The sequence below is a fragment of the Faecalimicrobium dakarense genome (assembly GCF_000499525.1).
Taxonomy (GTDB): Bacteria; Bacillota; Clostridia; order Peptostreptococcales; family Peptostreptococcaceae; genus Faecalimicrobium; species Faecalimicrobium dakarense.
Genome location: NZ_HG529272.1, coordinates 1 through 12796, shown reverse-complemented (window position 1 = coordinate 12796; position 12796 = coordinate 1). Strand labels below are relative to the sequence as shown.

12 protein-coding genes are annotated in these 12796 nt (G+C 27.4%); 3 read left to right on the top strand and 9 right to left on the bottom strand.

Features of this window, described 5'->3' with window-relative positions:
- Positions 1-54: 54 nt before the first annotated feature.
- From BN899_RS04970 to BN899_RS04935, 8 genes are all read right to left on the bottom strand, one after another.
- Entirely contained in the window at positions 55-1665 is a 1611-nt protein-coding gene (locus tag BN899_RS04970) for a tetratricopeptide repeat protein (protein ID WP_052356632.1), read from the bottom strand.
- Between the two features lie 129 nt (positions 1666-1794).
- The gene (locus tag BN899_RS04965; protein WP_052356630.1) at positions 1795-4374 is read right to left on the bottom strand and encodes a DUF3427 domain-containing protein; all 2580 of its coding nucleotides are present in this window, start codon (positions 4372-4374) and stop codon (positions 1795-1797) included.
- Between the two features lie 54 nt (positions 4375-4428).
- Positions 4429-7251: a DEAD/DEAH box helicase gene (locus tag BN899_RS04960; RefSeq protein WP_052356628.1), complete on the bottom strand. Its 2823-nt coding sequence runs from the start codon at positions 7249-7251 to the stop codon at positions 4429-4431.
- Positions 7252-7559: 308 nt separating this feature from the next.
- Positions 7560-8372, bottom strand: a complete 813-nt coding sequence (locus BN899_RS04955) for an alpha/beta fold hydrolase (protein WP_042273421.1) — start codon at positions 8370-8372, stop codon at positions 7560-7562.
- Between the two features lie 153 nt (positions 8373-8525).
- Positions 8526-8750, bottom strand: a complete 225-nt coding sequence (locus BN899_RS04950) for a hypothetical protein (RefSeq protein WP_042273420.1) — start codon at positions 8748-8750, stop codon at positions 8526-8528.
- Between the two features lie 84 nt (positions 8751-8834).
- The gene (locus tag BN899_RS04945; protein WP_147568497.1) at positions 8835-9590 is read right to left on the bottom strand and encodes a hypothetical protein; all 756 of its coding nucleotides are present in this window, start codon (positions 9588-9590) and stop codon (positions 8835-8837) included.
- A gap of 380 nt (positions 9591-9970) precedes the next feature.
- A complete protein-coding gene (locus tag BN899_RS04940; RefSeq protein ID WP_042273417.1) occupies positions 9971-10501 on the bottom strand; it encodes an NUDIX hydrolase in 531 nt (176 codons plus the stop codon).
- 179 nt (positions 10502-10680) lie between these two features.
- Positions 10681-10956: a Mor transcription activator family protein gene (locus BN899_RS04935; protein WP_042273416.1), complete on the bottom strand. Its 276-nt coding sequence runs from the start codon at positions 10954-10956 to the stop codon at positions 10681-10683.
- Between the two features lie 185 nt (positions 10957-11141).
- Between BN899_RS04935 and BN899_RS04930 the strand changes: the two genes are divergently transcribed.
- From BN899_RS04930 to BN899_RS04920, 3 genes are all read left to right on the top strand, one after another.
- Complete coding sequence (locus tag BN899_RS04930; protein ID WP_042273415.1) at positions 11142-11360, top strand: DUF1659 domain-containing protein; 219 nt, start codon at positions 11142-11144, stop codon at positions 11358-11360.
- 22 nt (positions 11361-11382) lie between these two features.
- A complete protein-coding gene (locus tag BN899_RS04925; RefSeq protein ID WP_042273413.1) occupies positions 11383-11613 on the top strand; it encodes a DUF2922 domain-containing protein in 231 nt (76 codons plus the stop codon).
- A gap of 81 nt (positions 11614-11694) precedes the next feature.
- The gene (locus BN899_RS04920; protein ID WP_071162431.1) at positions 11695-11841 is read left to right on the top strand and encodes a YvrJ family protein; all 147 of its coding nucleotides are present in this window, start codon (positions 11695-11697) and stop codon (positions 11839-11841) included.
- A 107-nt stretch (positions 11842-11948) separates the two neighbouring features.
- On the opposite strand, the gene BN899_RS04915 is transcribed toward BN899_RS04920, so the two are convergent.
- Positions 11949-12701 carry an ATP-binding protein gene (locus BN899_RS04915; protein WP_330362452.1) on the bottom strand — a complete coding sequence of 251 codons (753 nt, stop codon included), beginning with the start codon at positions 12699-12701 and terminating at the stop codon, positions 11949-11951.
- Between the last annotated feature and the right edge of the window lie 95 nt (positions 12702-12796).

Genomic DNA, 12796 nt, shown 5'->3' with positions numbered 1-12796 from the left:
AAATTTAAGCCCTTTTTATTTTTATATAAAATTATATATTAATCATTACTGATTTTATTCATTAGTTGATATCTCGTCGATACTTGTTGCTACTTCATTATTAACTATTTCACTTTTATTAATTAAATCTTCTAGTCTTTTAATTGCATCTGCATTTTCTGGAGCAATCTCTATTACTTTTCTATAGTCATCCTTTGCTTTTTCCCATTCGCCTTTGTTTATATATGCATTTCCTCTTTCACTATATGCATTTACATATTTTTTGTCTAGCTCTATTGCTTTGCTATAATCTTTTATTGCTTCTTCTAAATTACCTTTGTTTATATACGCGATTCCTCTATTATAGTATGCCTTTACATATTTTTCATTTAGCTCTATTGCTTTACTATAATCTTTTATTGCTTCTTCTACGTTGCCTGTACCTAAATATGCACTTCCTCTTCCATTATATGCATATACATACTTTGCATCTAACCCTATTGCTTTACTATAATCTTTTATTGCTTCTTCTAAATTGCCTGTACCTAAATATGCACTTCCTCTTCCATAATATGCATTTACATATTTTTCATCTAAATCTATTGCTTTACTATAATCTTCTATTGCCTTCTCTAGCTCATCTATTTTGTTATATGCATTTGCTCTATTATAATATGCATTTATATATTTTGCATCTAACTCTATTGCTTTACTATAATCTTCTATTGCTTTTTTTGGCTCATCCATTTTGTTATATGCATTTGCTCTATTATAGTATGCAGTTTGATATTTATCATCTAGCTCTATTGCTTTACTATAATCTTTTATTGCTTCTTCTAAATTTCCTTTTGACTTATATGTATTCCCCCTTCCATTGTATGCATATACATATTTTCTGTCTAATTCTATTGCTTTACTATAATCTTTTATTGCTTTTTCTAGGTCACCATTTGCCATATATATATTACCTCTATAGTTATAAGACTTTGCATATTTATTATCTAACTTTATTGCATTAGTACATGTTATTATAGATTCAGTATATCGTTTATCTCTGTAGCTTTCATACGCTTCATTTAAAAGTTCATTTATATTAGCAATCTTCTCTGACCTATCTGCCGACTTTTCGGCTTTTTCAGCTGATTTATCAACTTGATATTTAATACTTTTTAATTCTGTTTTTATTTTACTAATTGCTGTAGCAGACTGATCAGAAAGCTCATTTATACCATCTTTAACCTTTCTATCTATAGTTTCATTGTCTATATCTAATTTCTTTTTAATTTCTTCATTGTTTTTCTCTATATTTTTTTGTTTATCTTCTATATCAACCATTTTGTCTTTCATGCTATTTATAGTTCTCGTATCTACAAAGTATTTTATCCCAGCTGCTGCTACTAATATAGCTGCTATTCCAGCTGCTCCTGATGCAACCGCTACCAAAAAATTAGCTGTGCTTAATGATTTTGAACTTTCTTCTATTAATCTATCTTCCTTATCTTTATATGACTTCTCTATACTTTCTATATCCACTTTTTCCAGTTTACTTTCTAAAGACTCAATTCGCTTCTTAAGGTCCTCATACTCATCATTTATATTATTTGGATTTCCCCATATAAAGGACGTATTCATAATAAACATTATAAATATCAATCCAACCGCCCATTTATTATTCTGATGTATCATATTATATCCTCCTAAATCTATCTTTTGACCATACAAATTTTACCATATATAGTCATATATATCTATGTTATAAATTAATAAAAAAATCTAAAAATAAAAAGGGCTTAAATCTAAGCCCTTTTTTTATTTCTATACCTTTTCAACAAATTCTCTATATATGCTAATAGGTAATTCATTCTCTAATTTCAACTTAACAGTTATAGGTTTTTCACCTTCATACTCAACAGTATCACCCTTACCTAAATAAATAAATGGTTCTGATTTACCATATAACTCTCTATACGGTCTAACAAATAAATGAATATTTATATCTCTATTCTTGTTAAATATAATGTTCTTTCCTCTATCACTCTCTTGCTTTGTAGCATTAGGACTTTGCCACTGGAAGTATCCTTCACTTATAAACTTGTCCTTGTAATTTATTTTTTCTTCCATACCGTCTTCTTTATGAAGATCTATAAATAAGAAATAATCATTACCATTAGTTAAAAGTCCACTTCCTCTAAATGCGGTATGAGTTTTTCTATAATTAGATAAAAGCGCAGCATCTATCATTTGATACTGTTCATATAATTTAAAGAATGGCACTCCATAATATTCTTCTTTAAATTCTTTTTCATATCTAAAAATACCGTAGTTAATAACATCTTCAATATACTTTCTGTATTCCTTATTATTTAAAAGCTCATCAAATTCTTTACTTCTACTAAGAGTATCATCTAAATAGTCAACTAATTTTAGCTTTCCTTTTATTTGAACCGAATCATAATAATCTTGATTAAGGTATTCAAATGAATGAATTACACTATCTTTATCAACATATTTTATATATTTTAATATCTCTGATTTGGCTTTTACTAAAGTTATATTATCATGCTTTAATAAATATTTAAGTATTGCAAATTCATAAACTCTCTTTAATGGAAGTTTACTACATAGTTCCTTTAATGCACTTTCAAAGTTACTATTTTCTAATAGCTTTTTAAGATTGTCATCTTTTTCCATTTTAGCCACAAATCCTATATATGTCTTTTCCTTATTTATAAACTTTATAGGATCTGGTGCGCCTTCGTATTTTATATAATTTAACAGTAAATATGGTGTCCTATTATTAACTATTTTAAATTCATCATATTCTTCTTTAAGATACTCCATCGACCAAATATTTTCACCATTTGAAGGGTTAATAAAATTAAATTTATTTATACTATTTTCATAATTATAATTTATTGCTCTGCTTTTTTTATCAAGATCCATTATTTCATGCCTATCAATTATACCATCTTCAGATACTACTATAGCCATACATTCATGTCTTTCTTCTTGTTCTTTATACTTATTAATTTCACTGTAAATATATTTCACTGCAGAATTATATCTAGCTCCTCTACTACTATCACCTAAATGACACGCTACTCCATCTAGAATTACCCCTATTGCATTACAACAACCGTGTGGATCTACTAATATACAACCATCTATTCTAGAAATACTATTTACAATACTTAAATCAGAAAATATGTCTTTAGATCTAATAAGTGTAGATTGATACTTTAATCTGCGAGCTTCTTCATGGGATTTATTTGATATTATTAACATAGAACCCTTAGGCTGTTTTTTAACTTCTTTAATAATATTTTTCAAATTTTCAATATTATATTCTACAAACTCTTTTTTTATTCTATATTCGATATGATGAATATCTATTGAGTCTTGTGTTAATAGTGGGTATCCATGCTTAAATTTTATAGATTTTTTATTTTTAAATTGAATTTCATATGAATAGTTCCCTGTAAATGTTATCATAGCATTATAGTCTATACAACTACGTTTAATCATCCCATAAATATCTACTCCATCACTAATAGCTAACCAATTTTCATTAGACATCTCTATTATTTTTCTTGCACTTTTATCTTTTCTTAATTCAATTTTATTTTTTAAATTAATAATATCATATTTTCTAACTTTATCCGTACTTTCTATATCTTCAAATTTAAAATACTTAATCAAATCATGATCCTTATCAACTATAACTAATTTTCCCTTACTATAGCTACTTTCATAAGATGTTTTTGATATATTATTTAAATAATCTATAGTATAATAATTATTAATTTCGTTTCCTTTTGTACCCTTTAATAGCATTTTACAAAATTTTATTTGCCTTTCGCTAATTTTTTTATAATATTCATCTAAAGGGTCTTCTTCCATGCAATATTCTATATAATCATTTATTTTTTCATCTAAAATATCCATTGGACTTATTGATTCTGAATTATTAAATTTTATACTAAATCCTGTATCATCAATATCTATATATTTACTACATTGATCTATCGTAAGCTCTATAATATCTTTAATGTATTCTGTTTCGATAATTTCACATGTATCTAATTTATCATATTGTACTGTAACCAAATAAGTTCCCAATATTGATTTTGCATACTTTAGATGCAAATATATATTATCACCTTTACTTAATACTATATTTTGTATTCTTTCTTTTAGTAGCGCTTTCTGTGATAATCTTTCATTGTGGGTATAAATACCTTCATCTATTAATATTTCATTTTCATAATCAATTATAAAAATTTGCTGATTTATATTTTTACCTATTATATTAAGGCTATTATTAAGAACTTTATTTAATTTATGTTCTATACTTTCTATTATTTCCGAATATTTATCCTGACTATCATTATGCATATAATAAACTCCTTATACTAATCTAAGCATATTATACTTTATATTCCGAGCTAATTATACTTTTTTTAACATATTTACAAAAAATTCCCTATATATGCTAACAGGCACTTCACTTTCTAATTTTAACTTAACAGTTATAGGTTTTTCACCTTCATACTCAACAGTATCTCCCTTACCTAAATAAATAAATGGTTCAGATTTACCATCTAGCTCTCTATACTTTCTAGCAAATAAATGAAGATTTACATCCCTATCCTTATTAAAGATAATATTCTTTCCTCTATCACTATCTTGTCTTGTAGCATTAGGACTTTGCCACTGGAAGTATCTTTCACTTATAAACTTGTCCTTGTAATTTATTCTATCTTCTATACCTTCATCTTTGTGAAGATCTACAAATAAGAAATAATCATTGCCATTAGTTAAAAGACCACTACCTCTAAAAGACGAATGAATTTTTCTATAATTAGATAAAAGAGCAGCATCTATCATTTGATACTGTTCATATAATTTAAAGAATGGTACTCCATAGTATTCTTCTTTAAATTCTTTTTCATATCTAAAAATACCATAATTAATAACATCTTCTATGTATTTTCTGTATTCACTATCATTTAAAAGCTCACCAAATTCTTTACTTCTACTAAGAGTATCATCTAAATAGTCAACTAATTTTAGCTTTCCTTTTAGTTGAACCGAATCATAATAATTTTGATTAAGATATTCAAATGAATGAACTACACTATCATCATCAACATGTTTCATATACTTTAGTATCTCTGATTTTGCTTTTTCTAAAGTTATATTATCATGCTTTAATAAGTACTTAAGTATTGCAAATTCATAAACTCTCTTTAGTGGAAGCTTACTGCATAGTTCTTTTAATGCACTTTCAAAATTACTATTTTCTAATAATGCTTTAAGATTATCATCTTTTTCCATCTTAGCTACAAATCCTATATATGTCTTTTCCTTATCTATAAACTTTATAGGATCAGGGGAACCTTCATATTTTATGTAATCTAATAATAAATATGGTATTTTACCATTGTTCATTATCTTAAATTCATTGTATTCTTCTTTAAGGTATTTCATAGATCTAAAGTTTTCACTATCTATTTGCTCAAGTATTCTTTCCTTAGATATTTCATCTATTTGTATATGAGTACATCCAGGTACATTTGCAAAGCCAGTTGCTACAGCTACCTTTAAACTATCCTTATCATAATATCTACTTCCATTTAAAGCTATTGCTATTAAAAATGTCTTACTATGATTTCCTATAAAATCTAGCACCGTTAAAAACTCTTTACTTTCATGTTTTCTAAGCCCTCTACCTAGCTGCTGTATAAATATAATAGGTGAGTTTGTAGGTCTTAACATTAGCACACTATTAACAGATGGTATATCAACACCTTCATTAAATATATCTACAGTAAATATAACTTCTAAGTCATCATTATTATCTTCTAGTCTTTTTATGTACTCTTCTCTTTTAGCTGGTGAATCTGATCCACTTAAACAAGCACTCTTTATTCCTCGTTTATTAAATTCACTAGCCATAAACTCTGCATGTTCTATACTTACACAGAATCCTAGACATTTTCTATATTCTCCATCATGTCCATAAAAGTTCATTTTATCTATAATGAAATCTACTCTTTCATTAACTTTTAACTTTTTAGTAATTTCTGCTATATTGTCTATGTCAATATTACTTAAATCTACACCATCTATATCAGTTACACCAAAGTAATGAAAAGGTATTATAAGTTCTTCTTCTAGTGCTTCATGTAGCCTAACTTCTAAAGCTACATTATTATCAAATAAATCAAATATACTATTATTATCACTTCTCTCTGGAGTTGCTGTCATGCCTAGTGTAAATTTAGGTTCAAAGTAATCTAATACATCTAAGTATGTTCTACTCGAGGCATGATGAGCTTCATCTATTATAATGTAGTCAAAATTATCTTTTTCAAATTCAGTGAAATGTCTATGCATAGTTTGTATAGTTGAAAATAAATAATCTGCATCTTTTTCTTTTGCATTTCCGGTAAATAGTCCCGTATTTGAAGCTTTATTTTTTATTAATTTTTCAAAGGTTTCTTTTGATTTACTAAGTATTTCTCCTCTATGTACTAAAAACAGTATCTTTTCAGGGTTGTATTCTCTAACATCAAACGCTGACATATACGTTTTTCCTGTTCCAGTGGCAGCTATTACTAAAGCTTTATCTTCTCCATGTTCTCTAAGTCTTTCTAGATTTTCCATTGCTCTACTTTGCATAGAGTTAGGTGTTATTGTTTTATAATTTTCAAATATAAGATTTTTAGTTTTCTCATGACCTTTAAGTTGTTTTATAAAATCCTCATACTTAGTTAAAAAATCATTATCTACATTTTCACTTATTTCCCAAAGTTTATTATATTCTCTTAATACATCTTGTATAAATGGAGCTTCTTCTTTAGATATAACTTCTACATTCCACTCAATATTACTTTTTAAGGCACTTTGGGTTAAATTTGATGATCCTATTATAACTTTGTAGTTATCTTCATTTTCAAATATGTATACTTTTGTATGAAATCCTATTTCTTTGTTTGTTATAAATACTTTTAGATCTATATTATTAAAAGATCTTATTTTATCTAGAGCTTTAGGATCTGTGAAGTTAAGGTATGTTGATGTTATAATCTTTCCCTCAACTCCTTTTTGCTCTAACTCTTTAAATGTGTCTAATAATAGTTGTATCCCACTAAAATTAACAAAAGCTACACTAAAGTAAAAACTTTTGCATTCTTTAAGTGAGCTTTGAAGTTCATTTAATAAATTTTGCTTTTGTGAGTTTATTATTAATTTATTTGATTCTGTCATTTGTGATCTCCTTTGTTGTAAGTTAAATTCAAATCGCCCAAATAATATTTTTTATAAATATTGGCCCTTTTATTTCTGTTGGCTCATTTTTTAGTACTTTTATAGATACTTTTAACATGCATTTTATATCTTGAATTTTATTTTATATTCAAATTATACCATAAAATAACTATATATCTCACTTAATAGATCAATGTATGGCTCTTATTAAAATAAAAAATACCGTAAAATTTTCTCATAAATAATACGGTATTTTTATTAATTATTTACTTTTAATACTTCTATTTAGACGCTCTACATAAAAAACTTTATTCCTCAACAAACTTTGCTAACTCTTCATTAAAGTTTTCTCTCTGATCATAGAATGATGCATGACCACTAAAATTAAATGGTATAAGTTTTGAATTTCTAATGCTTTGGTTTTGTATTCTACCAAGTTCAAATGGAACAACCTTATCATGAATACCATGAATAATTAAAGTTGGAACATTTATTGTTCCTAAATCATAAAACAGTACTTCATTTAACCAAGTATTTGCAATAGCCGCAGTTGCCCATCCAGCCGCTTGTAATCCCAATTGGAAAAACCACTCAGAGAATGGCCCCGTTATATTCTGATAGAAAAATATATTCCCAAAATCCTGAAGCATTTTAGGTCTATCTGTCTCTGTTCCTTGTATCAGTTGTAAAACTGTTTCTTCATCTAATCCATAAGGGAAATTAGGGCGCTTTATTAAACTTGGTGCCGCTGCAGCAAAAAGAGCAAGCTTTGATACTCCATGACCATTATGTCTAGCCATATATCTGATAGCTATTGCCCCTCCAGTTGAATGTCCTGCTAGTGTAATATAATTTAATCCTAATGCATCAATTACACCCCTAACATCATCTGCTAATGTGTCATAATCATATCCGTCCCATGGTTTATCTGATTTTCCAAATCCTCTTATATCTATTCCTATGCATCTATATCCCATCTTTGGAAGCTCATTAAACTGATATTCAAATAAGTTATGATTTCCAGGCCAGCCATGAATAAATAAGATTGTTTTTTTACCTTCTGGATTAAGATCTTCTACATATATTTTTACATTTGTTGCAACCTTAACATAATATCCCATCGATAACCTCCAGCAACTAAATAATTATACTAATAAATTATTCAATTAGGTAATAATTTGTGAGTAATTGAGCATTTTTTAATACTGGATTATTTAGTTTCTAACAGATCAGCATGCATTTTACACTCTTGAATTTCATTTTATAATTAATAACTATTCCTTATTTCTTTCTGCCAATATTAGATATACAATACCTATAACTAAAGAAATCCCACTTAGTGTTGTAAGAGTATTACCTACATAACCTAGCATATGTGAAAACAATTCTGCATCCCATGAAGACACATTTGAACTAAAAATTGCTGCACTTATATATCTTGTAGAAAACAGTATTGCTGATATTAAACAAAATATTGCTCCAGTTCCCCTTCTATTCATTATTAGCCTCCCCTACTTTATCACTTAACTTAGAAAGTTTGATAATTTAATTATATCAAAACTCTCAGTTTAATTTATATTTTATTAACCTTTAGCATTAGGGTCAAAGTCAAATCCGCCTCCTTTAGGAACTAAATTCCAATTAGTTTCAGTTGTTTCATTTGAAAAATTATCTGTTACTGTATCTGTAATTTCTTCACTCGCATATGGAGAGTTTACACTAAAAAGTTGTAAGGCTTCTTTACTTTTTGGATTCATTACATCAACTTCTATAGTTTGTACGACTTCTCCTTTTGTATTAATCATTTCTCTTTTAGTCATTTTTCCTGTTTCAATATCCACATATACATTTCCGTACTCACTAGTAAACTTCTCAATTCCTTCTTCAGATGATTTAGTTTGTTTCCATTTACTATTGCTAAGTGCATCAGTTTCTACATTTAAATATGTATCTATTGTAGAAACATTAAATAAATCTTTATTCATCTCAGCTATTTCATGTTTAGTAGTTGTCTTATGAGCTGAATATTTGATTGTTCCATCTTCTTGCATATCTCCACCTATTGAAATGAATGTCTTACCAAAGTCTTTAGTTAAAATTCTAGATAAGAAACTTCCATCTGTATCATATGTATCAACTTGTTCTTTTCCATTCACACGATCCACATAAGTTTCAATGTATCCACCCTTAGAGTGCGAAACTTTAACAACTTCTACCCCTTCTTCTTCAATTAAATTATTATACGATGATACTATTTTAGTTTTCATTTCTGCTAAAGAGTATGTGCTTTTTTCTGCATTAGCCATAACAACTCCACCAATACTAACTAATCCTATCAAAGCCGTAACTGTTATATATTTTTTAATTTCATATTATTACCCCAAAATAATTTATTTTTCATATATATAACGTCATAGATTTAGTATTTGTGACAACTTAAAAAAAATAAAAAAACTTATTATTAGGGCAACTGTATCCTTCACCTAAAAAGTAACGCTTAGAGAGAGCTATTAATTAAATTAAGTACAAATAGTTATTTATTTATGAAATAAGTCTTAAAATAGAAATTAGAGCATTATAATTTGATAAAATAAAGAAAGTATTGAAAATACTAGATTTATCCAAACTATTTCCTAAATCTAAATTTTAAGACTTATTAGTTTTAATATTTTGTAGATGTGTTATAGATCGATTAGATATATTTACTAAATCATATGTTTTATTGAATATCATCTTTACAATGAATACCCATACAATCCTTCATATCAAATAATAATTCTATAAAGCTTTTATAATACGGTATGAATTCTCCATTATCAATCATTCTTATAATTTCATTTTTATCAGCCCACATAACTTGCTGAACCTCTTCATATTGTAATTTTAACTCATCAATATTAACATCTTGTTTTACTATGTAAAAATCATCAAAACCTACTTCAAAATTAATTGTTAGTGATGGTCGCTTATCTTTAAGATTTATCTTATAACCTATTTCTTCAAGTACTTCTCTCTCAGCCGCTGATTGACTACAATCCCCTGATATAGCACTACCTCCAACTGTAACATCCCACATATTTGCCCAACCTTTTTTAAATGGTTGCCTTTGTTGAATTAACATTTTTCCTTCTAAATTAAAAATGCATACATGAACTACAATATGATAAGTATTTTCTTTAAATTGACTACCTCTTATCATTGTTTCGCCAATTTTAATTCTATCTTTATCATAGACATCCCAAATTTCCATATTTTCACCCTCTCAGAATATATACTTATAAACCTTATAAATTACTAATTTAATTATATCAGAATACCTATTTTCTAAAATGACCACTAAAACAGATATTTTCGTGTACACTTATTTTTATAAGTTTTTGTCACTTTTATTTTTCTAAACACATTGATTTTACTTTAGCACAATAAATATTATCTTTTATTACTATTACAATTTCTTCTTAAAATCTTTCTAGCCTGAACTTCACTTATTCCATACATCCTTGAAATTTTTTTATAATCTCCACTAAACTCTTCTTTTATCCTTCTATTTCTAACAGCCCTTAACATATTATTTTCACTTGGAAAATAAACAGAAGTCCCACCAACGACCTTAATAAGCTCAATAAAATTATCCATACCTATAACCATAGATATATCCTTTAAACTATCTGGAACATCATCATAAATCAAATCATCAACCCTCATTATATCCCTCCAATATCTACTTAAATTATATCATCTAACGTTATCCTATTTTGGCAAAATAGTTTATTATCTTTGTTCACTAAAGCTTTGTATACTTAACCTATAAGAAGATAAAACTTCTCAAAAAATTCGTTACACTCATATCGCCCACACGTGGCTCAAAAATTTAAAAGGAGGTAATTTAAATGGCAGTTATAGAAACAAAAAATCCATCTACATTAAAAGTAAAACTAGACCTAGGAATGGTCAATGGAAAAACAAAAACTAAAATCAAAAGCTTTTCAAATGTAAAGCCTAACGCATTAGCTGAAGATATCTACTTTGTTGCAGACGCTTTAATGAATCTTCAAGAACACAACATACTAGATGTTATAAAGCAAGATAACACATCACTTGATGTATAAAAATTAAAAGGAGGACTAAATAATGGAAACTAACAAAAGATTAATAATGACTTTTAAAACTAACGATGATAAAAGAGTATCTTTATCAATAGACGATCCAAGAGAAGATGTAACTGAAGAAGAAATAAAAACAGCAATGGAGGCAGTACTTGCTAAAGGAATATTTGCTCCAAACGGTGCTGAATTAACATCAGTTATTGACGCAAAAGTTGTAGCTACTGATACAACTGAATATGACTTAGTTTTAGACTAATATATAGGCTATGCTTTTTAAAGCATAGCCTAAAACTATAGAAAGGGTAGCGCCCACGCGGTGGCTTAAAGGAATGATATTATGAACTTAGAACTTCAAACGCTTATAACTTCCGTTGGCTTTCCTATAGCAGTTAGCATGTATCTACTAATTCGAATTGAAGGCAAACTAGAAATATTAAGTGAAAGTATAAATGAATTAGCTAAAAATATAATAAAACTAAAATAGCTCTACCAATAACCTAGCGAAGGGATTAAATATAAGTTCCATCGACATTTAAAAGACGACTTGTGTCTTTATGGAGAGGAATTTATATTTAATCCCGAGCGGGTTACCTATAATCCGTAAAGTCTATAATTTAACTTCTTCCCCCTTAATTCTACTAGGTATCCTTTACTCATTTCTATTATTCTACTTCCAAGTGCCTCATCAATATCAATAAGTTCTTCAAATCTTTTTTCACTACTTATAATCATTGCTAAGTTATTAAAGTATCTATAATTTATTATCTCAAACATTATATTAATATCACTTTTACTAATACTCCCCTTAAAAAGATCATCAATTAAAAGTACATTTGCAAATTTATATCTATTTATAGTTTTTCTATAATACTCTTCATCCATTATATTTTGCTTTATCTTAGTTATAATATCTCTAAATGGCATATATATAACTCCAATACCACCATCCATTAGATTATTAGCAATAGCTATTGATAAGTGAGTTTTACCTGAACCAACTTGTCCCATAAATAGTATTGAATTATTTCTTTTATTTTTTATTTCGTTAAAATTTTTAACATAAGTTTTGGCTTTATAAAATGCATCTAGGCTTTGTGTATCAAAAGAATAGTTGTAGTTTTCAAATGTCTTTTTTCTAAATTCTTCACTTATTCCACTGTTTTTAAGTATGTTTTTAGCTTCTATTAATCCTCTACATTCACAAGGTGTCGCTGTATTTTCTTTTATTATAAAAGTTAAATCTCTACATTTATTACAATTATATGTTTTATAATCATCAGCTTTGTAACATTCTTCTGACTTTTTCAAGTTGTTCTCTACTTGGCTTTTTATAAATTGATTCATCTTCACCTTTAAGTGATTTGGCATATTCAGACTTTGAATACTTGTTTGTAAATCTTTCATAGTTTTTTTCATCCCCGTTTTTTGTACTATCTTTA